The organism is Polynucleobacter sp. AP-Kolm-20A-A1, from assembly GCF_018688315.1.
In the GTDB taxonomy this organism is placed as follows: Bacteria; Pseudomonadota; Gammaproteobacteria; order Burkholderiales; family Burkholderiaceae; genus Polynucleobacter.
In genome coordinates this window covers 218892-240364 of sequence record NZ_CP061315.1, presented here as the reverse complement: position 1 = coordinate 240364, position 21473 = coordinate 218892, and the positions used below count along the sequence as shown (strand labels likewise).

Annotated in this window: 20 protein-coding genes; 6 read left to right on the top strand and 14 right to left on the bottom strand. The window is 46.7% G+C overall.

What is annotated here, in order from left to right:
- Positions 1 to 19: 19 nt before the first annotated feature.
- The gene (locus tag C2745_RS01270) at positions 20 to 859 is read left to right on the top strand and encodes a symmetrical bis(5'-nucleosyl)-tetraphosphatase (protein ID WP_215384545.1); all 840 of its coding nucleotides are present in this window, start codon (positions 20 to 22) and stop codon (positions 857 to 859) included.
- A gap of 12 nt (positions 860 to 871) precedes the next feature.
- Here C2745_RS01270 and hemL read toward each other — a convergent pair whose 3' ends face one another.
- From hemL to C2745_RS01220, 10 genes are all read right to left on the bottom strand, one after another.
- Positions 872 to 2173, bottom strand: a complete 1302-nt coding sequence (gene hemL / locus C2745_RS01265) for a glutamate-1-semialdehyde 2,1-aminomutase (RefSeq protein ID WP_215384544.1) — start codon at positions 2171 to 2173, stop codon at positions 872 to 874.
- A 13-nt stretch (positions 2174 to 2186) separates the two neighbouring features.
- Entirely contained in the window at positions 2187 to 2357 is a 171-nt protein-coding gene (locus tag C2745_RS01260) for a rubredoxin (RefSeq protein WP_071464595.1), read from the bottom strand.
- Positions 2358 to 2432: 75 nt separating this feature from the next.
- Positions 2433 to 3905: a class I SAM-dependent RNA methyltransferase gene (locus tag C2745_RS01255; RefSeq protein ID WP_215384543.1), complete on the bottom strand. Its 1473-nt coding sequence runs from the start codon at positions 3903 to 3905 to the stop codon at positions 2433 to 2435.
- A 56-nt stretch (positions 3906 to 3961) separates the two neighbouring features.
- A complete protein-coding gene (locus C2745_RS01250) occupies positions 3962 to 4387 on the bottom strand; it encodes a CopD family protein (RefSeq protein ID WP_215384542.1) in 426 nt (141 codons plus the stop codon).
- Between the two features lie 26 nt (positions 4388 to 4413).
- Entirely contained in the window at positions 4414 to 5691 is a 1278-nt protein-coding gene (locus tag C2745_RS01245) for a glutamate-5-semialdehyde dehydrogenase (protein WP_215384541.1), read from the bottom strand.
- A gap of 42 nt (positions 5692 to 5733) precedes the next feature.
- Complete coding sequence (gene holA / locus C2745_RS01240) at positions 5734 to 6795, bottom strand: DNA polymerase III subunit delta (protein ID WP_215384540.1); 1062 nt, start codon at positions 6793 to 6795, stop codon at positions 5734 to 5736.
- 14 nt (positions 6796 to 6809) lie between these two features.
- Entirely contained in the window at positions 6810 to 7337 is a 528-nt protein-coding gene (gene lptE / locus C2745_RS01235; protein ID WP_215384539.1) for an LPS assembly lipoprotein LptE, read from the bottom strand.
- Between the two features lie 20 nt (positions 7338 to 7357).
- Entirely contained in the window at positions 7358 to 10030 is a 2673-nt protein-coding gene (leuS, locus tag C2745_RS01230; RefSeq protein ID WP_215384538.1) for a leucine--tRNA ligase, read from the bottom strand.
- A 47-nt stretch (positions 10031 to 10077) separates the two neighbouring features.
- Complete coding sequence (gene dapB / locus C2745_RS01225; RefSeq protein ID WP_215385552.1) at positions 10078 to 10878, bottom strand: 4-hydroxy-tetrahydrodipicolinate reductase; 801 nt, start codon at positions 10876 to 10878, stop codon at positions 10078 to 10080.
- A gap of 72 nt (positions 10879 to 10950) precedes the next feature.
- A complete protein-coding gene (locus tag C2745_RS01220) occupies positions 10951 to 11607 on the bottom strand; it encodes an outer membrane protein assembly factor BamE (protein WP_251368345.1) in 657 nt (218 codons plus the stop codon).
- Between the two features lie 121 nt (positions 11608 to 11728).
- On the opposite strand from C2745_RS01220, the gene fur reads away from it, so the two are divergent.
- Entirely contained in the window at positions 11729 to 12181 is a 453-nt protein-coding gene (gene fur, locus C2745_RS01215; protein WP_215384536.1) for a ferric iron uptake transcriptional regulator, read from the top strand.
- Between the two features lie 155 nt (positions 12182 to 12336).
- Here fur and gap read toward each other — a convergent pair whose 3' ends face one another.
- Both gap and tkt read right to left on the bottom strand, forming a co-directional pair.
- Positions 12337 to 13365, bottom strand: a complete 1029-nt coding sequence (gene gap / locus C2745_RS01210) for a type I glyceraldehyde-3-phosphate dehydrogenase (protein ID WP_215384535.1) — start codon at positions 13363 to 13365, stop codon at positions 12337 to 12339.
- A gap of 34 nt (positions 13366 to 13399) precedes the next feature.
- Positions 13400 to 15394 (bottom strand): transketolase, encoded by a 1995-nt coding sequence (tkt, locus tag C2745_RS01205; RefSeq protein ID WP_215385551.1) that lies wholly within the window; start codon positions 15392 to 15394, stop codon positions 13400 to 13402.
- 44 nt (positions 15395 to 15438) lie between these two features.
- Here tkt and C2745_RS01200 point away from each other — a divergent pair, with 44 nt between their 5' ends.
- Complete coding sequence (locus C2745_RS01200) at positions 15439 to 16200, top strand: 16S rRNA (uracil(1498)-N(3))-methyltransferase (RefSeq protein ID WP_215384534.1); 762 nt, start codon at positions 15439 to 15441, stop codon at positions 16198 to 16200.
- A gap of 33 nt (positions 16201 to 16233) precedes the next feature.
- Here C2745_RS01200 and C2745_RS01195 read toward each other — a convergent pair whose 3' ends face one another.
- Both C2745_RS01195 and C2745_RS01190 read right to left on the bottom strand, forming a co-directional pair.
- Positions 16234 to 16854, bottom strand: a complete 621-nt coding sequence (locus C2745_RS01195) for a barstar family protein (RefSeq protein WP_215384533.1) — start codon at positions 16852 to 16854, stop codon at positions 16234 to 16236.
- 128 nt (positions 16855 to 16982) lie between these two features.
- A complete protein-coding gene (locus C2745_RS01190; protein WP_215384532.1) occupies positions 16983 to 19304 on the bottom strand; it encodes an NADP-dependent malic enzyme in 2322 nt (773 codons plus the stop codon).
- An 80-nt stretch (positions 19305 to 19384) separates the two neighbouring features.
- Here C2745_RS01190 and thiL point away from each other — a divergent pair, with 80 nt between their 5' ends.
- From thiL to C2745_RS01175, 3 genes are read left to right on the top strand one after another with little or no spacing between them, the layout of a single operon-like run.
- Complete coding sequence (thiL, locus tag C2745_RS01185; RefSeq protein WP_215384531.1) at positions 19385 to 20413, top strand: thiamine-phosphate kinase; 1029 nt, start codon at positions 19385 to 19387, stop codon at positions 20411 to 20413.
- Entirely contained in the window at positions 20410 to 20964 is a 555-nt protein-coding gene (locus C2745_RS01180) for a phosphatidylglycerophosphatase A (protein ID WP_215384530.1), read from the top strand. The genes thiL and C2745_RS01180 overlap by 4 nt, the downstream gene beginning before the upstream one ends.
- Before the next feature lie 13 nt (positions 20965 to 20977).
- Positions 20978 to 21472, top strand: a complete 495-nt coding sequence (locus C2745_RS01175) for a CinA family protein (protein WP_215384529.1) — start codon at positions 20978 to 20980, stop codon at positions 21470 to 21472.
- Position 21473 lies beyond the last annotated feature (1 nt).

Below are 21473 nucleotides of genomic sequence, written 5' to 3'. Positions count from 1 at the left end.
TTAAGCTTTAAGATAAGGCATGAGCAAGATCTACGCTATAGGTGACGTACAAGGATGTGCGCCCTCTCTCAAAGCCCTCGTTAAGAAACTTCCCAAGAAATCGAAAATGATTTTCTTGGGGGATTTAGTTAATCGCGGGCCCGATTCGCTAGGTGCGCTCAGGCAACTCAAATCCCTTCAAGAATCGGGCCGTGCCGAATGCATTCTTGGTAATCATGATTTGCATCTTCTAGCCATTGATGCAGGCCTACGCAATACCAAGGGCTTAGATACCGTTGATAGTATTCTCAAGGCACCTGATCGCGCTGAGCTCATCGAATGGATTCGACATCGGCCGATGGCTTTAAGTAATGGCAACGTATTAACCGTTCATGCCGGCGCTCTGCCTCAATGGGATCTCCAGCAAACAATTGAATGCGCACAAGAAGTAGAAAAGGCGCTGCGCAGCAAGTCTTATAAAGAATTTCTGAGCAATATGTATGGCAATACTCCCAATAAGTGGAGTAGCACCCTAAAAGGGTATGAGCGTTTGCGCGTGATTACCAATGCCTTAACAAGAATGCGTTTTTGCACCCCCAGTGGCCAAATGGAATTTGAAAGTTCAGAAGGTCTAGAAAATGGACCTAAGGGTTATCTGCCATGGTTCCAGGCGCCCAAAAGAAAAACTGCTGACACTTTGATTTATTTCGGCCATTGGTCCACGCTAGGCCTACTAAGACATGACAATGTGATTGGCTTGGATACCGGTTGCGTGTGGGGCGGGAAACTCACCGCCATGGAAATTTCAGACTCGAATCGGGATCAGAAAAATCTAGAGATCATTCAGGTGGATGGTTATGACCAGCCACTCAGAATGTAATTAGCGTATTTCTTAAAGATTCTTAAAAGAAGTTTTTGCAGCTGCAATGATGGCATTGACTACATCGTTGTCATGCGCAATCGAAGTGAAGCCTGCCTCATAGGCTGACGGCGCCAAATACACACCTTGGTCCAACATGAGATGAAAGAACCTCTTAAAAGCTTCAATATCAGTTTTGGTAACTGCCTCAAAAGTGCGTGGCACTTCTTTGGCAAAATAGAATCCAAACATGCCGCCGACACTATCAACCGCAAAAGGCACGCCCGCTTGATCAGCTGCCTGCCTTAAGCCAGTCATGAGCTTTTCTGTTTGACCGGTTAAGCATTCATAAAAACCTTCACGAGCAATAATCTCCAAAGTCTTTAATCCCGAGGCCACTGCAACTGGATTACCAGATAAAGTACCCGCTTGATAGACGCCACCTAATGGCGCGAGCTTGGACATTATTTCTTTTTTGCCACCAAAGGCAGCCATGGGCATACCACCGCCCATCACCTTGCCCAAACATGTCAGGTCAGGCGTAATGCCCTGCAGGGATTGAGCGCCACCTAATGCCACCCTGAACCCAGTCATTACTTCGTCATAAATTAAGACGCTACCATACTGATGAGTTAGATTGCGAATGGCTGCCAAGAACTCTTTAGAAGGCTGAATCAAATTCATATTGCCGGCAATCGGCTCGAGGATCACCGCAGCAATGTGATCGCCTTGTTTTTTAAATACCTCTTCAATAGCAGCGACATCGTTATAAGGCAGCACTAGAGTGTGCTTCACAACATCTTGAGGTACGCCACTTGATGACGGTGCATTCTGGGTTGAATCAGCAAAAGTTAGTAAACCGGAGCCGGCTTTTACCAAGAGACTATCAGCATGGCCGTGATAGCAACCTTCAAACTTAATAATTAGATCGCGACCGGTATAGCCACGCGCCAAACGCAATGCGCTCATCGTTGCCTCGGTGCCGCTAGAAACCATGCGCACTTGCTCAACGCTAGGCATGAGCGCACAGATACGTTCTGCCAACTCAATCTCGCCTTCTGTAGGAGCGCCATAACTAAAACTAGTCTCAGCAGCCTTCTGCACAGCCTCGACTACTTCAGGATTAGCATGACCCACAATCATTGGACCCCATGACATGATTAAGTCGATATAGCACTTATCTTCAGCATCCCAAAAATAGGCGCCCTTAGCTCTAGAAACAAAACGGGGTGTACCGCCCACCTGACGAAAAGCCCTTACTGGAGAATTCACACCCCCAGGAATCGTCTTTTGTGCACGCTCAAATAAAACGTCGTTTTGATTTACTTTTGCCACAGTTGCATCCCAATTAAATAGCCATCATTTCAAAATCTTCTTTGCGAGCGCCGCACTCAGGGCATGTCCAATTCATAGGAACATCTTTCCAGAGAGTTCCCGGAGCAATACCTTCATCCGGTAATCCAGCCGCTTCGTCGTAGACCCAGCCACAGATCAAACACATATAAGTTTTAAATTCCATCCCGTAGTTCTCCGCTTTTTCTAGCAACTGAATAATTAATTCTTTTTATTTTAAAACGCTTAGATTCTTTTAGGCTTATGCCCCAGCCTCATCTGATGACTTAGGCTCCGGGCGCTTGAGGTGCATCTCAAATTTGAACAATCGACATTCAAGAGGCCCATTAAATAATGGGGTGCGCTTTGACTCTTTGATGCGCAGTTGTCCTGGAAGAGCCATATCAGCAGTCAATACAAAGATATTCCAACCACCAAACGCATCCTTCAGATGCTGACCAAACTGACGCAAGAACTCAACAAACTTCGGATCTTGCTCTTCTTGCGCTTGTAACTTCTTCAAGGACTCACGGCTTGAACGCTTTGCACTCTGTCGACCTGTTTCTAAATTAAGCTCAAAACGGCTCTCTGGCTCCTCAGCATCGTAAGCCCCATCACGCGAATCTTGGGTGGCACGATCTTGACCGCGTCCACCTTTAATCACCAAGCGCTCGCCATAGGGAGGGTTCAACAGCATGACACCCTCGTGTGTATTTCCTGGTGGTTTAGCAGACAATGCATCCACCTGGCGCACTACTGGTTGATCAGGCAGCTGCGCTCTTTGCCAATTACCTTGATACATGGCAACTAATTTTTCATTAATATCGCCACCACTAATTTTGAGTGATTCAACAGTAGGGAACTGTTTTCGCTTGTCCATCATCTGCGCTAATGCGGCCTCTTTTAAATCAACCCAGCGCTTTTGCTCAGCTGACTCATTAAAAGGCTTAAGCCTCTGAAAACCAAAACCCTCGGCAGAGGTAATCAGCGGGCGATAAGCCAAGCGACTTGGCTTGGCATCGTTGCCATACATGCCCGCCCGAATCGCTCCTGGGGGGATGGCTAATGCCTTCTGTGCAGCCTCAATCAGAAAAGTGCCACTACCGCACATCGGGTCAAATAAGGACTGACCAGGTTGCCATCCAGTAATCGACAAAATACCTGCAGCTAAATTTTCCTTTAAAGGAGCGTCGCCTTTTTCATCACGCCAGCCACGCTTAAATAAAGCTTCGCCTGAGGTGTCTAGATAAATCGTGATCTGCGTTGCAGTTAAATGCGCCTGCACTCTGACATCTGGAAAAGCCGTATCAATACTTGGGCGATCGCCTGTGACATCGCGCAAACGATCCACAATGGCATCTTTAATTTTGAGGGTTGCAAAGTTCAAACTTTTCAGCGGCGAACGATGTGCGGTCACATCAACACGCAATGTTTGCTTGGAGGTAAACCAGTCCTCCCATGCCAAACCACTCGCAAGCTTATATAAATCCTCTTCTTGTCTATAGGGCGCCTGCGCCATCTGCAACAGCACGCGACTAGCAATACGAGAATGAAGATTAAGTGCCATAGCTGCTGAGATTGGCGCTGCCAAGCCAATTCCACCGGTAGGACTAGTAGGGGTTGGGTCAATCACCCAAGCGCCTAGCGCCTTGGAATCTGGTCGACCAGCAATCTCTGCAAGCTCCTGTGCAAGCGGTATTTCTAAACCACCTGGGCAAACAACAAAAAATCTCATGGGGCTAACAGTCTAAGTAAAGGTACAAATTAAAAATAAAGGGGGCTAGTCGCGACCTAGGGCTTAAAAAGCACCAACGCCACAATCACCACCAACAAGATCACCGGCACTTCATTAAACCAGCGATACCAAACACCCGATTTGGTATTTAAACCTGCGCGGAACTTTTTCAATAGACTCCAGCATGCATGGTGATATCCAATTACCAAAATGACAAAGAACAACTTCGCATGCATCCAAACATCGCCAGCGCCGATTCCAAAGTAAAGCCAAAGTGTTAAGCCCAACAAAACTGCTGGAACCGCCAGGATAGTCATAAACCGAAAGAGTCTATCGGCCATTCCCAGGAGCCTTGTATTTGCCTCAGCATTTTTTTCATCGGCTAAATTTACAAAGATCCGTGGAAGATAAAACAGTCCAGCAAACCATGAAGTGATAAACACAATATGAAATGTTTTGACCCAAAGGTAAGCGTTAGTCATGTGTCATTCGTCCTGTAATGTATGTCTTAAGTACGAATCTCGCCATGACCCATGACGACATACTTCAGTGAAGTTAAACCATCTAAACCAACAGGGCCGCGGGCATGCAACTTATCATTCGAAATCCCAATCTCAGCGCCCAAGCCATATTCAAAACCATCGGCAAAGCGGGTGCTGGCGTTCACCATCACGCTAGCACTATCTACCTCACGTAGAAATCGATCAGCTTTTTCTTTATTGTTAGTAATGATGGCATCGGTATGCTTACTACCAAAACGTTCAATATGATCCATGGCTTCATCCATATTTGCCACAGTCTTAATCGATAGAATCGGTGCTAGATATTCGGTCTGCCAATCCTCTTCAGTGGCATCGACTAAATCCTTGAAACCTGAAGCTTCCAAAGTTTTACGTGTCAAACCATCTACCCGCAACTCCACACCTTTATCTTGGTAGATTTTGCAAAGGATTGGTAAAACTTGTTCTGCGATGCTTTGATTCACCAGCAAGGTTTCCATTGCATTACATGGCGCATAGCGCTGAGTCTTCGCGTTATCGCAAACCTTCACCGCCATTGCAACATCTGCATCAGCATCAATATAGGTATGGCAAATACCATCCAAATGCTTAATCATCGGTACACGTGCTTGGGCCATGAGGCGCGCAATCAAACTCTTACCACCGCGTGGCACGATAACGTCAATAAACTGCGTCATGGTAATCATTTCACCCACGGCAGCACGATCAGTTGTGGTTACTACCTGCACGGCATCTTTAGGTAGTCCTGCAGCAGCCAAGCCCTCTTGAATAATTTGTGCCAATAGGGTGTTCGAGTCAATCGCTTCAGAACCACCTCGCAATATCACTGCATTGCCTGACTTCAAACATAATGCGGCTGCATCAATCGTCACGTTTGGACGAGATTCATAAATGATGCCAATCACTCCGAGTGGAACGCGCATCTGACCAAGCTCAATACCAGATGCCTGCTTTTGAAGTGGCGTAATTTTCCCAATGGGGTCTTCCAAAGAAACAATTTGCTCCAAACCCAAAGCCATCGTCTCAATGGTTTTAGGCGTCATCGTTAAACGATCCACAAAAGCGGCATCTTGACCATTTGCTTGAGCGCGATCAACATCCACTTGGTTTGTCTTCTGAATCTCACCAGCTTTTTGGCGAACTACTTTAGCAATATGCAATAAAGCCTGATTCTTCTGTTCGCTTGATGCGCGCGCCATCGCACGTGAAGCGCTTCGCGCTCGCTGCCCAATATCTTGCATCATGTTGTGAATTGATGAGCTCATTTCTAACTTTCTAAATCACTTATTTTTTAGCCGTAAATCCGCTTACCGCAATAAATTTCCAACCAAACGCAAACCATCCCAAGGATCTGCCGGCAAATCTGCCGCGTATAGACCCTTTGATTGACGGTCTAAACCTGCTGCCACCTGCATTGCTTTGCGCAATTTGAGTGGCTGCACACGCCTTAGGGCAGCCGGGTATAAACGTTCTTTATTTCCCCAAATTCGATTCGCTCGCATCAATTGCTGGACAGACTCGCCCGCATCACTTGCAGCCTTTAATTTAGATAGTATCCGAAGCTCTTCCGTTACGCTCCAAAGAATCAAAACCAAAGGCTCACCCTCTCCTTTTAAGCCATCGAGCATGCGATTTAACCTTGCCAAGTCCCCTGCCAACATGGCTTCAGTTAACTCAAAAACGTTATAGCGAGCTACTTTTAGTATTGAAGAACGAATTTGCTCTTCAGTCAGCTTTCCAGCGGGATACAGCAAGCCTAGTTTTAAGATTTCTTGATGGGCTGCAATCAAATTACCCTCCACTTGGTCAGCAATAAACTCCAAAGCACGCTGACCTTCTGGACCCGCCTCAACCTCTTGGCTTTGCTTTTTCAGTCTTCCGGCAATCCAGTGCGGTAGATGGCTGCGATCCAAAGAATCTATCTGAATAGCCATGCCCGCATCCTCTAGAGCGCTAAACCATGCAGAAGTTTTTGTCTTACCATCTAAGCGAGGCAAAACGATACAAACCAAAGTGTCAGGACCATCCGGGCCATTTGATTGAGAAGCAATTTGCGCAGCGAACTGCTTTAAAGCATCGGCACCATCGCGCCCAGGCTTACCAGTCGGAATGCGTAACTCTACCCAACGCTTATCCCCAAATAAAGACATGGTTTGGCCAGCGTTCATTAAAGCGCTCCAATCAAAACCACGCTCTTGAAGCATGACTTCGCGCTCAGTAAATCCCAACTTCTTCGCTGCCAAGCGCAAGGCATCCATTGCCTCCATCATCAACAGCGGCTCATCACCACTAAAAATATATAAGGGCAAAATTGCAGCTCCCGAGCCCAGTGACTTGAGATGCGTTTGCAAGGCGTCGACTTTAACCATGCAATCTTATTTACTTAAAACGCTTTGGTTTGTGGCGTCTTTGCAGCGGCAGCAACGCGGCGCAAAATTTGAATAGCTAAATCTTTACGCATTAGAGTTAAAAATTGCTGCTGCTGAACATCGGTCGCTAAAACTGTAGAGTTCGAGAAGTCCATATCGCGCGTCATATAGATTTCGCTATCCGGAATAATTTCCGCACCACTCGTATCAAAGGCCCTAAAGCCCACTCGAATATTGAGGCGGTAAGCTGATATCTGACCGTTTGAGTTATAAGCCAAGATCTCACGACCACTAATGTCATTCGTAATCTCCAAGATCAAATCTGCATCTTTGGGATTGATCGCAATCTTGACATCGGTGCCAGTCAATATTGCAGTTTGCAAATCGGCACGCATTGGCGGAGATGGATTTCCGGTAATGGCAATGCCTTTAAAAGGTAAATCCACCATGCCGCGCAAACGATAGCCACAAGCGATTAAGCCACTGACAGGCGTAGTGGCGATTAAGCCAATTAGTGCACGTCGAAGATGATTTACGCTCATGTCTATAGACTCTTTAGAGGTTAGGCAACAATATTCACTAGGCGACCTGGTACCACGATCACCTTTTTCGGTGCAGCACCATTTAAAACTTTAGTTGCTGGCTCGCTTTGCAAAGCTAATGCCTCAACCTGCTCTTTACTAGCATCAGCTGGAACACGAATATCACCGCGCAACTTGCCATTGATCTGCAGCATTAAGGTGATCTCAGTCTGAACTAGTGCGGCCTCATCAACAGTTGGCCACGGTGCATCAAGCAAAGGGCCGAATGACTTGGCATAACCCATGTCTTTCCAGAGTACATGGGTTAAATGCGGAACCACAGGATAAAGAACGCGCAACAAGATGCTTAAGCATTCCCGCAGCACTGGAGCACTAATATTGCCACCCTGATCCAACTTAATCGGCTCAAGTACATTGAGCATCTTCATCGCGGCCGAAACCACAGTGTTGTACTGACGACGTTGATAGTCAAAATTAGCTTGTTTCAAAATGGTGTGCACTTCGCGACGCAATTCTTTCTCGGCGTCATTTAAGTTATTTGGCACGATATCAGCAGCGTCTCGTAAAGCATTAGCCTGACTGCTGGAATACATCCATACGCGACGTAAGAAACGAGAGGCGCCATCTACGCCAGCGCCAGACCATTCAAGCTGCTGCTCTGGAGGTGCCGCAAACATCACAAACAAACGAGCAGTATCAGCGCCGTACTCATCAATCAATGCTTGAGGGTCCACGCCATTGTTCTTACTCTTTGACATCTTCTCGACACCACCAACAATGACTGGTGTATTGGATGCATCTCCGATGAGCTTCGCACCTTTCGGGCGACCTTTTTCATCTAGGTCTAACTCAACATCTAATGGATTGAGCCAAGTTTTTTTGCCGGATGCATCTTCGGAGTAATAAGTCTCATTCAGAACCATGCCCTGAGTCAGTAAGTTCTGGAATGGCTCGTCAAATGTGATGAGATTGAGATCACGCATCACCTTGGTCCAGAAGCGCGCATAGAGGAGATGCAAAATCGCATGCTCAATGCCACCAATGTATTGGTCCATTGGCATCCAATACTCGTTACGCTCATCAACCATCGAAGTCGCATTCGGCCCGGTATAGCGCATGAAATACCAAGAGGAATCCACAAAGGTATCCATTGTGTCTGTTTCACGACGCGCAGACTTGCCACACTTAGGGCAGCTCACATTCAAGAAATCTGCACGCTTATTCAGTGGGTTGCCACTTCCATCTGGTACACAATCTTCGGGCAGCACCACTGGTAAATCAGCTTCAGGAACCGGCACAGCGCCACATCCAGGGTTTGCTTCGTCGCCACAATGAATAATTGGGATAGGTGTACCCCAATAGCGCTGACGAGAAATACCCCAGTCGCGCAAACGATAGGTTGTCTTGATTTCACCAACACCCATCTTTTCTAAATCTTTTGCAACGCTGTCAACGGCCTCTTCATATGACAGGCCATCGTACTTGCCGCTGTTAAAGCAGACTACGCCGTCTTTTTGGGCGTACCAATCTTGCCAATGCGTTGCATTGAACATAGGCGATTCGCCCTTAAGCGCAATCACTTGTTTAATTGGGAGCTCATACTTCAGAGCAAAAGCAAAGTCACGCTCATCATGCGCAGGGACACCCATCACTGCGCCATCGCCATAAGACATAAGTACGTAATTTCCAACCCAAACAGGCACAGGCTCATTTGTAAATGGATGTGTCACATACAAACCAGTGAACATGCCCTCTTTTTCTTGAGTGGCCAAGTCCGCCTCGATCACACTACCGGTTTTACATTTCTCAATGAACGCGGCAAGCGCAGGATTATTTTCTGCAGCCTTAGTAGCTAAGGGATGCTCAGCAGCTACCGCGCAGAAAGTAACGCCCATGATGGTGTCGGCACGTGTCGTAAACACATACAGAAGACCGTCTTGAATAAAGTTGCCATGAGCATCGGCAATCTCATGCTTAAAGGCAAAACGAACGCCGCGACTTTTGCCAATCCAGTTTTGCTGCATGGTCTTTACGCGCTCAGGCCATCCCAAACCATCTAAACCAGAAAGCAGTTGCTCTGCATAGGCGGTAATGTTGAAGTAGTAACCAGGAATCTCGCGTTTCTCTACCAATGCGCCAGAGCGCCAACCACGACCATCAATTACCTGCTCATTTGCAAGAACGGTTTGGTCAATCGGATCCCAATTGACTACTTGGGTTTTGCGATAGGCAATACCCTTTTCCAGCATTTTCAAAAATAACCATTGATTCCAGCGGTAGTAATCAGGACTACAAGTAGCCACTTCACGCGACCAATCAATCGCTAGGCCCATTGCAGCCATCTGCTTTTTCATATAAGCAATGTTGTCGTAGGTCCATTTTGCTGGAGGTACCTTATTCTGAATAGCCGCATTTTCCGCCGGCATTCCAAAGGCATCCCAGCCCATTGGCATTAATACGTTGTAGCCCTGCATGCGCAACTGGCGCGCCATCACATCGTTGATGGTGTAGTTGCGTACATGCCCCATATGCAATTTGCCTGATGGATAGGGCAACATAGAGCAAGCATAGTATTTTGGTTTTTTCTTGCCGGCTGCATCGACTGCATTCTCGGCCACTCGATAGACTTGCGCGCCTTCCCAATCAGCTTGCGCTGCCGCTTCAATACTGCGGTAGTCGTAATCCTTACTCATTCAAGACAACTCTTTTCTTCTATTTTTTTAATTGATTCAGTGACAAATTATTTGCGCAGACCAAGAACGTCTTGCATGTCATACAAGCCAGAGTTTTGGTTCTGCAAAAAACGTGCGGCGCGTAACGATCCCTGTGCATAGGATTGACGACTAGAGGATTTGTGGCTAATTTCAATGCGCTCGCCATCACCAGCAAAGAGCACAGTGTGATCGCCGACGATATCGCCACCGCGAATCGTTGCAAAACCAATTGAACCTTCTTTACGCTCGCCGGTATGACCTTCACGCGCATAGACCGCAACATCGTCTAACTTCTCGCCTAAAGCATCAGCAATGACTTCACCCATTCTGAGCGCGGTACCCGATGGGGCATCCACCTTATGTTTGTGATGAGCCTCAATGATTTCAATGTCGTAACCTTGATTGAGCATCTTGGCTGCAATCTCTAATAACTTAAAGGTAGCGTTCACACCCACGCTCATGTTTGGCGCAAAAACAATAGCCAATTTTGATGATGCTTTTTTAAGAGACTCAATTTGTTCTGCACTCAAACCGGTTGTTCCAATAATCATCTTGGTGCCAGTCTTTTCAGCTACAGCTAAATGCGCCATCGTGCCTTCAGGCCTTGTGAAATCAATCAAGAACTGGGCATTAGCCAATACCTGTGCAACATCAGCAGAAATTAATACGCCAGTTTTCTTGCCTAAAAATGCACCAGCATCTTCGCCCAATTGAGGACATGCAGAATGTTCTAGCGCGCCAACAAGCTGAGCGTCTGAAGTATTTAGAACGGCTTCGATCAGCATCTTACCCATGCGACCTGTAGCTCCAGCAATTGCAATCTTCATCATTTATTTCATCACTTCTTATTAAAGTTGTGGGCAGCTGATTAAGTCAGCATCAATACAAAAGAATTACCTTTATTTCGCTACGGGAGCCGCTGGAATATTGGCAGCTCCTGGACCCAGCGTTTCTAGCTGCGCTGCTGTTGGCTTATTCGAAAAACTAAAGAAGTCCCAGAATGAACCGCTATTAACAGCATCACTCTTCGCCGCAGGAGCAGTGGAAGCAACAGCACCTGCTGGCAAGTTATCGGTAGGGCTTGGCACCAAACGTTCTGGCTGCTGCAGTGGCGGCGTAACTGGTGGCTTATTGGAGCCAGTCATGACATCCCAAAATGATCTTTTTGATTTGGCGTAGTTATCAATCTCAGCAACTAACTCCACCTCTGTAGGCAAAGCGTCACCTTCAAATTTGACAACTTTGTCGCCATCAAAAAATACAGTCACATGACGCTCTTTACCAACAACCTGTCCAGCGCGTTTAAATTCAAAAATGTAATCCCAGCGATTCGCATGGAAATAGCTCGCTAATAATGGTGTGCCCATAATTTGACGCACCTGCTCGCGACTCATGCCAACTTGAAGTTTTGCGTATTGTTCACTAGAGATAAAGTTACCTTGAACGACATCAGGTACGTAAGGCCTAAAAATTTTATTCATCCAAGCCCGTTGAGTTTCATCTACCGCGGAGGTGCAGCCTCCGATGCCCAACAAACCAATAAGGGCAACAGCCATAAACCCTGCTCGAGCAGGGGTAACCCCTCTAAAAAGCGGGTTCAAAAAGCGATTAAAAAGTTCAAGGCAATTTTGCATAGCAGGCCGTATCATTAAGACATTGATTTTAGCTCCCAATGCCATGAATACGACCCAAAACCCTACTCCTGCAGATTTAAGAGATATCGGCCTAAAAGCGACTGGCCCAAGGATGAAAATTCTGGATTTTTTTCATCAAAATGGTGGCACCCACTTTAGCGCTGAAGACGTCTTTATGGCCCTTAAAGAGGATCAAGAAATTGGCCTAGCTACGGTTTATCGAGTTCTAACCCAGTTTGAGCAAGCAGGGCTGTTATTGCGCAGCCATTTCGAATCCAGCAAAGGCGATGGCCGGGCAATTTATGAACTCAATGAAGGTCATCACCACGATCACCTGGTTTGCCTAGATTGTGGGCACGTGGAAGAGTTTGTGGACGAGGCAATTGAGAAAAGACAGCGCGATATCGCTAAAAACCTAGGATTTAAGCTAGAAGAGCACTCTTTAGCAATGTATGGGCACTGTCAGAAGAAAAATTGCAGAAATAAACAAAAATAAGCACTTTTAAGAGCAAATAAGCATATTTAGGAGCTTTAGATACAAAAAAGACCTCACATGGAGGTCTTTTTTTAATGCTACCTAATCAGCCGGCTGAATAAATTCTTCATTTATTCGATTTTTAGCAACTTTTAACAACCGTTAAAGAAAGTTGCTTACCTTACCGCCATTAAAGCCTCAGCAGCATTCAACATTTGCACTGAATAACCCCACTCGTTGTCATACCAAGCCAATACTTTGACCAATTTACCGTCTGCGGAGACGCGAGTTTGGGATGCATCGTAAATACTTGGGCGTGGATCATGGTTAAAGTCGATGGAGACCAAAGGCAGGGTATTGAATCCCAGGATTCCCTTGAGCTCGCCTTCGCTTGCAGCCTTGAGGATGGCATTCACTTCGTCCACGCTAGTAGCGCGGCTAGCGGCAAACGTTAAGTCCACTACAGATACATTGATCACGGGAACGCGCATTGCGAATCCATCAAAGCGCCCTGCCAATGCTGGCAAAACCAAACCTACTGCTTTTGCAGCGCCAGTCTTAGTTGGGATCATGCTAGTCACAGCTGAACGCGCGCGACGCATATCCTTGTGATACACATCGGTCAACACTTGATCGTTTGTGAAAGCATGAATGGTAGTCATCAAACCAGATTCGATGCCAATCTTTTCGAGTAATGGCTTCACTAATGGTGCCAAGCAGTTTGTTGTGCAACTTGCATTAGAGACAACCACATCGCTTGGCTTCAACACGTTTTGGTTTACACCATAAACAATCGTAGCATCCACATCTTTTTCGCCAGGAGCAGAAATTAATACTTTCTTTGCGCCCTGCTCAATGTGAATCATGGCTTTTTCTTTAGAGGTAAATTTACCTGTGCACTCTAAAACCAGATCAACACCCAACTCACCCCATGGTGTTTCTGCTGGATTGCGAGTACAGAACATCTTGATGCGATCACCATTCACAACCATGCAATCGCCATCAACAGAAACCTCAGCAGGGAAGCGGCCGTGGGCAGAGTCGTACTGGGTTAAATGGGCATTGATCGCGATATCACCCATTGCATTAATTGCAACGATCTTGATGTCACGACGTGGCTTACCGTTGACCCGATCTTCATATAGGGCGCGCAATACCATGCGACCAATACGTCCATAACCATTAATTGCGACACGAATTGTCATTTATTTCCCCTTGCTAATATTGAATTTATTTCGCTTATTTCTTTGCGACGCATTGCTTAACAGTCTTTGCAATTTGATCGACTGTTAAACCAAAATATTCGTACAACACTGGTGCTGGTGCTGACTCACCAAATGTATCAACACCGTGAACTGCTGCACAGCCATACTTCCACCAGAAATCACTTACACCAGCTTCAACTGCAATACGCGGAATATTGGCTGGCAACACCTTTGCTTTGTACGCAGCATCTTGCTGATCAAAGACGGTAGTTGAAGGTATTGAAACAACGCGAATGCCCAAACCTTCTTTCTCAAGACGTTCGGCAGTTTGTAGTGCCAGAGCAATTTCAGAGCCAGTCGCAATAATGACCGCATCAATCTTTCCGGATTTCGGATCGCGCAACACATAGCCGCCACGAGCAATATCTTTAATTTGCGCAGGAGTGCGAGATACAAATGGGCAATTCTGACGGCTAAAGATTAAGGCGCTAGGGCCATTCTTACGCTCAATTGCCGCGCCCCAAGCCACCGCGCTCTCGGTTGTGTCACAAGGGCGCCAAACCATCAAATTAGGAATGAGGCGCAAGCTAGCCACATGCTCAACGGATTGATGGGTTGGGCCGTCTTCACCCAAGCCAATCGAGTCGTGGGTAAAGACAAAGATGCTACGTAACTTCATCAAGGCAGCCATACGCAAGGCGTTGCGACTATAGTCCGAGAAGGTTAAGAAGGTGCCGCCAAACGGAATATATCCACCATGCAAGGCAATGCCGTTCATGATGGCGCTCATACCAAATTCGCGCACGCCGTAATTAATATGATTGCCCCACTGATCAGCGCGTACAGGTTTACAGCTAGACCAATTGGTGAGATTTGATCCTGTGAGGTCAGCAGAGCCGCCCATGAATTCTGGCAAAGCTGGTGCTAAAGCTTCAATCGCATTTTGACTTGCTTTACGAGTTGCAATCGTCTCTGCTTTTGACTGACAAGTTTTCAAGTACGCATTGAGGGTGGATGAAAAATCATTTGATAATTCACCTGCCATACGACGCTGCAATTCAGAAGCGAGCTCTGGAAATTTATTTTTATATTTTTGGAATTCTTTATTCCACTCATGCTCAGCAGCTTGACCACGCTTTTTAAAATCCCACGCGGCATAAATATCTTTGGGAATTTCAAATGGAGCATATGGCCAATTCAGCGCCACACGAGTCGCTGCAATTTCAGCCGCGCCCAAAGGTGAACCGTGCACTTTATCGCTGCCAGCCATATTCGGCGAACCTTGACCAATTGCAGTTTTGCAGCAAATCAGGGTTGGCTTATCGCTCTTTTTAGCCTTTGCAATAGCCGCAGATACAGCCTCAGCATCGTGGCCATCCACGGCACGAATGACATTCCAGCCATAAGCTTCAAAGCGCTTCGGGGTATCTTCGTTAAACCAAGAAACTACTTTGCCATCAATCGAGATGCCATTGTCATCCCACAGCGCAATGAGCTTATTTAACTTGAGTGTGCCAGCCAACGAACACACTTCATGGCTAATGCCCTCCATCAAACAACCGTCACCCAAAAATACATAGGTGTAGTGATCAACGATGTTGTGACCAGGACGATTAAATTCTTCGGCTAATAATTTTTCGGCCAATGCCATACCTACTGCATTCGAAATTCCCTGACCGAGTGGTCCAGTGGTTGTTTCCACTCCAGGTGTAATTCCATACTCAGGATGACCTGGAGTTTTGCTATGCAATTGACGGAAATTTTTTAACTCTTCAATTGGCAAGTCGTAGCCAGAAAGATGCAAGAGTGAATACAACAACATTGATCCATGACCATTCGACAAAACAAAACGATCGCGATCAATCCAATGTGGATCAGTAGGGTTATGTTTTAAATGCTCATTCCAAAGACCGACAGCAATATCTGCCATACCCATCGGCATACCAGGGTGACCTGAATTCGCCTGTTGAACTGCATCCATGGATAAGGCGCGAATGGCATTGGCCATACGAATTTGAAGGTTTGACATCGTAAAAGTGGTCTCGAGGAAAATAAATTGGCTATATTTCAGTAATGCCTCAATTTTATCTTCCCGGACCATGGGAATCCCAAAAGCCAACTGCCCTCACCCCAGAGGTTGCCCACCATTTGCGTGTACGCCGCATCCAAATCGGGGAATTCTTCCCTGTTTTTGATGGGAAAGGCCAAATAGCCAAGGGGGAGCTCCTTTCCTTGAGTGGAAAAACAGGGCAAGTTCAGCTCACTGAGATCCGCACAGATACCCATCGCGAGACCCCTTACGCCATTACCCTGGCTCAAGGTTTGGCTGGCGGCGACAAAATGGACTGGATTGTTGAAAAAGCTGTCGAAACTGGGGCCCAGGCGATTGCTCCCATGCAATGTGAGCGCTCTATTCTTAAGCTTACCCGCACTAGCGACCAGGAGCGCGCCCAAAAGCGCCTTGCGCACTGGGAAGGAATCATTCAAGCGGCGTGCGAACAATGCGACCGCACTGTATTTGCCAGCCTAGAGACTATTCAAACATTTGAGGCGTACTTAAAAGCAACTCCAAAACCCAAACTCAAACTTTTACTTAGTCCTGATGCCACTAAAAGCATGTACTCAGTGCTGATTGAAAATGAGCCTCAAGATATTGTCTTGATGATCGGGCCTGAGGGTGGCCATTCTCCAGAGGAAGAGGCTCAGGCAGAGGCTGCTGGCTATCAATTGGTCTCATTGGGTGAGCGGGTACTCAGAACTGAAACGGCTGGTGTAGTGGCTATTACAGCCGTTCACAGCGTATGGAACCCTGAAATGCAAAATCGCCTCAAATAGAGGCGATTTGGGGAGCTGCAAAGACTTTCGCGATTAAGCGAAAGAGTAGAAGACGCGATACGGTGTGCGGCGCTCAGCCCAAAAATCAACTGCATCACGGAACACATCTAACAATGTCTCACGCGCTTCTTTGTCAAATTTTTGAGTGCAAGGCAAGCCTTCGAGGACCACTACAAATCCAGGTTGTGGGCCAGACTTATCAACCGTTGTTGTCAAAGCATCTAACAAAGGATCAAAGTTTTTAGCTTGCTGCTTAGTAAATGAGTAGGCAATCGCAATGGACTCCAAAACTTCACCTTTAGTCATTGCATTTGCGCAATTTGCGTAAATGAAATGTTGACCAAGTTCAGTAGCCGCCTCCTGTAAATCTGGAGTACGAAAAGCACGAATGGATTGCACAATATTAGGGCGCACACTGCGCAACATTGCCGGCGGTCCGGCATCACGAACGGCCAAAGCGGCACGCCAAGAAGCTGTCACTTTTTTCCCCGAAACTTGATTTGCTGCATAGGTTTGTAAACGAGATAAACCGCCCTGGGCATAAACATTGGCAGCTGACGATTCGGTTTCAAGTCGATCATTGCTGTCCCAACTTTCAGCGCGGCTATGTTCTTCGAAGCTGGCTGTATTGGTGTTTTCAGAGCGATTATTCATGATGGGTGCTAGGTTACCCGTAACACGCCATCAAATCAAGCCCAAATACAGTGCATTTTATGTAACACACTGATTTATATAGAAATAATTTATGTAAGTTATCACTAACTTACATAAATTATAAGTACTTAGGTAATACCTCTTGCGTTGCTAGCTGCCTCAACAACCGCCAAAGTGGTCACATTCACAATTCGGCGAACAGTAGCTGCCGGAGTCAGAATATGAATTGGCTTAGCAACACCCAATAACAATGGGCCAATTGCGATTCCGTTGCCCGCCGCTGTTTTTAGCAAATTGTAAGAAATGTTTGCAGCGTCGATATTTGGCAAAACTAACAAGTTGGCATCGCCTTTTAATGGTGATGAGGTTACGGTGCCAGCACGAATCGTTTCATCCAAAGCGCTATCCCCATGCATCTCGCCATCTACTTCCAGCGTTGGATCCGCTTTTTGCAGCAAAGCTAACACTTCACGCATTTTGACTGCAGATGGAGCGTTGCTTGAGCCAAAATTAGAATGAGAAAGCAATGCGACCTTAGGAGCAAGTCCTAGCTTGCGCATCTCACTAGCAGCCATCAAAGTGAGCTCAGCTAATTCACAAGCAGTTGGGTCAACATTGATATGCGTATCCACCAAGAATACTTGGCGACCCGGCAAAATCAAACCTGACATTGCGCCGTACACATTAGCGCCTGGCTCCTGTCCAATCACTTCATCAACATACTTCAAATGGGTGGCGATATTACCAACCGTACCTGAAATCATGCCGTCGGCCATACCCTTTTTAATCAGAAGGCTTCCAATCAAACTATTACGGCGGCGCACTTCTAATTTCGCAAACGATTGTGTAACGCCCTTACGCTCAGTAAGCGCAAGGTAGGTTTGCCAGAAGTCGCGGAAGCGTGAGTCATTCTCTGGATTCACTACTTCAAAGTCATCCCCAGACTTCATGCGCAAGCCAAACTTCTCAATGCGATGCTCGATCACAGCTGGACGACCAATCAGAATAGGTGTAGCAAGGTGCTCATCAATGATGATTTGTACTGCACGCAATACACGCTCATCTTCACCTTCAGCAAACACAATCCGTTTTTGATTTGCTGGAACACGTTTAGCAATACTAAAGAGTGGCTTCATCAAAGTACCGGAGTGGTACACGAATTGCTGCAATTGATTGCGGTAAGCGTCGAAATCTTTAATCGGACGAGAAGCTACTCCATCATCCATCGCAGCCTTAGCCACTGCAGGAGCAATAACTGTAATGAGGCGCGGATCAAATGGTTTTGGAATTAAATACTCTGGACCAAAAGAGAGGTTCTCTATGCCATAAACAGAAGCTACAACTTCGCTCTGCTCTGCTTGCGCCAACTCTGCCACAGCCTTTACCGCTGCGACCTCCATGCCGCGAGTAATCGTTGTGGCACCCACATCCAACGCACCGCGGAAGATGAATGGGAAGCACAAAACGTTATTTACTTGATTTGGGTAATCAGTACGACCCGTTGCCATCACTGCGTCTGGGCGAACTGCTTTTACTTCTTCAGGCAGAATTTCTGGGGTTGGGTTTGCCAAGGCATAAACCAATGGCTTCGGCGCCATCTTCTTCACCATATCTTGCTTGAGCACACCGCCAGCAGAAAGGCCTAAGAAAATATCGGCACCTTCAATTGCTTGATCAAGCGTACGAAGATCAGTGTCTTGGCAGAATGGCTCCTTCTCTGGATCCATCAACTCCTTGCGGCCCTTGTAAGCAACGCCTGCCAAATCAGTAACCCAAATATTTTTACGTTGAATACCCAAGTCAACCAACAAATCCAAACAGGCCAATGCCGCCGCGCCTGCGCCAGATGTAACCAACTTCACTTCTTCAACCTTTTTACCAACCACCTTGAGTCCATTGAGGATGGCGGCCGCAACCACAATCGCAGTACCGTGTTGGTCATCATGGAAGACCGGAATCTTCATGCGTGCTTGTAACTTACGCTCGACTACGAAACAGTCAGGTGCCTTAATGTCTTCTAAATTAATCCCGCCAAAAGTGGGCTCTAAAGCAGCAATGATTTCTACCAATTTGTCAGGATCGTTTTCATTAACTTCGATGTCGAATACATCGATGCCTGCAAATTTCTTAAAGAGAACAGCTTTACCTTCCATCACAGGCTTACTAGCCAGTGGTCCAATATTTCCTAAACCGAGTACAGCGGTACCGTTGGTAATCACACCAACCAAATTTCCACGCGCCGTGTATTTGAAAGCATTCGCTGGATCTTTAACGATCTCTTCACAAGGTGCAGCTACACCAGGCGTATATGCCAGTGCGAGATCTCGTTGATTGGTAAGTTGCTTAGTGGGGGCAATTTCAATCTTGCCCGGAGTTGGAAACTCGTGGTACTGAAGGGCAGCTTCTCTTAGGGCTGCGATTTGTTGCTCTTTATTATTTTCTTTGCTCATTTCCCGACTCAGTAAGGCCAATTAAGACTTCAATTCTATTCCTGTCGGAAGTCCAAGTCCTAACAGCCATAAAATGAGACATGCATTCTGAATCTAAGTCGCCTTTAGGGGAATTTGACCTAATCCAACGTTTTTTTAAAACGGGTGCGGATGCTATGGGCTCAAATCATGCTCAAACGATTGCATTAGGCATCGGAGATGATTGCGCCCTAATCAAACCGGTAGCGGGTGAAGAAATTGCTATTACCAGCGATATGCTGGTTGCAGGCAGGCACTTTTTTGCAGATACCGATCCAGAGCAAATAGCCCGCAAAGCCTTAGCAGTCAACCTTTCAGACCTAGCAGCCATGGGTGCAACCCCTTTGGGATTCACACTCTCAATTGCATTGCCAAAAATTGACTCTGCCTGGCTTGAGGCTTTTTCTAAAGGTCTTTTTCAGGTCGCGCAACAGTATTCCTGCGCTTTAATTGGGGGTGACACCACTGCGGGACCACTCACCATTTCCATCACTGCATTTGGCAGCATCCCCACCGGAAAAGCCATTCGTCGATCAGGGGCAAGACCAGGCGATGATGTTTGGGTGTCAGGAACGGTCGGTGATGCCAGACTCACTCTTGCTGCACTGCGTCATGAAATCGATTTATCGATTGGCGACTTAAAACAAGTCGAATCTCGCATGCATCAACCAAGCCCCCGCATTGAACTGGGAACAAAATTAAGAGAGCTAGCTAGCGCAGCACTTGATGTATCGGATGGTTTGCTGGGCGACCTCAAGCACATTCTTGGTCAATCTCAGGTAGACGCTGAGATTTATTTGAAAGACTTACCAAAGTCTGCGACTTTGCAAAAGCAAAGCATCCACATTCAAAATCAATTTGCGGCATGTGGCGGCGATGATTACGAAATTTGCTTTACAGCAGCAACAGAACAGCGCGATACCATTCTTCAACTCAGCAAAACACTTAATCTTCCGCTCACTCTCATCGGGAAAATTCTTCCCAAAGAAAATACCGAGGCAAAAATTCATGTCATTGGTAGCAACGGGAAATTATTAAACCCCGAAGAGGCTGCATCACTTATAAAATCCTTCGATCACTTTGCGCCATGACCAATACTGAAACAACTCTAGTGAAGCCTGGCTTTAAATGGGTATTCCAAACTGCAAGCCGTACGATTGCCTTCGGTTTTGGCAGCGGCCTCAGCCCCGTTGCGCCAGGGACTGCCGGCACCCTATGGGCGTGGGCCGCCTTTCTGATTGGCGAATATTTTCTATCTACCGAAGACTTTCTTTGGATTATTGGTGGCGGGATTTTGCTTGGATGCTGGGTTTGTGGTCAGGTCAGCGAGGAGTTGGGTAAAAAAGATTTTGGTGGAATTGTTTGGGATGAGATTGTTGCGTTCTGGCTGGTGCTGATATTCATCATGCCAACCAATATTTGGATGCAGGCAATTGCATTTGGATTATTTCGATTCTTTGATGCCGTAAAGCCAGGCCCCATTGGAATGATTGATCGGCACTTTAAAGATATAGAGAACAACAATCACGCATCCAACTTACCTCAAATTATTTGGCGTGGATTTGGCATTGTGATTGATGACTTAGCAGCGGCTTTTTTCACCCTCCTAATCATTGCGTTGATACAGGCCTTTCTTAAGTAAAGTGCAAAAACTCATGAACTCTACCGATTCCACTAAAACCTTAGCCAGCATGTTGCTAGCTAAAAGCTGGAAAATTGCTCTGGCTGAATCCTGCACAGGAGGATTGGTGTCTGCAACACTGACGGATTTAGCGGGTTCTAGCGAATGGTTTGAGCGTGGCTACGTTACCTATAGCAATGATGCGAAGACCGAATGCTTGGGCGTCCCTGCTGAACTCATTGATACCTTTGGGGCTGTCAGCGAGCAAGTGGCAAAGGCTATGGCAGAAGGCGCTTTGCAAGCCTCAGGCGCAAATGTGGCTATTTCCATTACCGGCATTGCAGGCCCATCTGGTGGGTCAGTGGAAAAACCCGTCGGCACAGTTTGTTTTGGATGGACTATTCAAAGTAGCTCCACCGAAAATCGCGTGATCAGCAAAACAATGCATTTTGATGGCGATCGCGCGGCCGTTCGAGAACAAGCGAAAGATTACGCACTTGCTGAATTCATTGCGCTCCTCAGAAACTAAG

Excerpts from the sequence above, each read along its gene's own strand:
- C2745_RS01270 (WP_215384545.1), top strand. The coding sequence starts at position 20 with ATGAGCAAGATCTACGCTATAGGTGACGTACAAGGATGTGCGCCCTCT.
- C2745_RS01260 (WP_071464595.1), bottom strand. The coding sequence starts at position 2,357 with ATGGAATTTAAAACTTATATGTGTTTGATCTGTGGCTGGGTCTACGAC.
- C2745_RS01255 (WP_215384543.1), bottom strand. The coding sequence starts at position 3,905 with ATGAGATTTTTTGTTGTTTGCCCAGGTGGTTTAGAAATACCGCTTGCA.
- C2745_RS01250 (WP_215384542.1), bottom strand. The coding sequence starts at position 4,387 with ATGACTAACGCTTACCTTTGGGTCAAAACATTTCATATTGTGTTTATC.
- C2745_RS01245 (WP_215384541.1), bottom strand. The coding sequence starts at position 5,691 with ATGAGCTCATCAATTCACAACATGATGCAAGATATTGGGCAGCGAGCG.
- holA (WP_215384540.1), bottom strand. The coding sequence starts at position 6,795 with ATGGTTAAAGTCGACGCCTTGCAAACGCATCTCAAGTCACTGGGCTCG.
- lptE (WP_215384539.1), bottom strand. The coding sequence starts at position 7,337 with ATGAGCGTAAATCATCTTCGACGTGCACTAATTGGCTTAATCGCCACT.
- leuS (WP_215384538.1), bottom strand. The coding sequence starts at position 10,030 with ATGAGTAAGGATTACGACTACCGCAGTATTGAAGCGGCAGCGCAAGCT.
- dapB (WP_215385552.1), bottom strand. The coding sequence starts at position 10,878 with ATGAAGATTGCAATTGCTGGAGCTACAGGTCGCATGGGTAAGATGCTG.
- C2745_RS01220 (WP_251368345.1), bottom strand. The coding sequence starts at position 11,607 with ATGGCTGTTGCCCTTATTGGTTTGTTGGGCATCGGAGGCTGCACCTCC.
- fur (WP_215384536.1), top strand. The coding sequence starts at position 11,729 with ATGAATACGACCCAAAACCCTACTCCTGCAGATTTAAGAGATATCGGC.
- gap (WP_215384535.1), bottom strand. The coding sequence starts at position 13,365 with ATGACAATTCGTGTCGCAATTAATGGTTATGGACGTATTGGTCGCATG.
- tkt (WP_215385551.1), bottom strand. The coding sequence starts at position 15,394 with ATGTCAAACCTTCAAATTCGTATGGCCAATGCCATTCGCGCCTTATCC.
- C2745_RS01200 (WP_215384534.1), top strand. The coding sequence starts at position 15,439 with ATGCCTCAATTTTATCTTCCCGGACCATGGGAATCCCAAAAGCCAACT.
- C2745_RS01195 (WP_215384533.1), bottom strand. The coding sequence starts at position 16,854 with ATGAATAATCGCTCTGAAAACACCAATACAGCCAGCTTCGAAGAACAT.
- C2745_RS01190 (WP_215384532.1), bottom strand. The coding sequence starts at position 19,304 with ATGAGCAAAGAAAATAATAAAGAGCAACAAATCGCAGCCCTAAGAGAA.
- thiL (WP_215384531.1), top strand. The coding sequence starts at position 19,385 with ATGCATTCTGAATCTAAGTCGCCTTTAGGGGAATTTGACCTAATCCAA.
- C2745_RS01180 (WP_215384530.1), top strand. The coding sequence starts at position 20,410 with ATGACCAATACTGAAACAACTCTAGTGAAGCCTGGCTTTAAATGGGTA.
- C2745_RS01175 (WP_215384529.1), top strand. The coding sequence starts at position 20,978 with ATGAACTCTACCGATTCCACTAAAACCTTAGCCAGCATGTTGCTAGCT.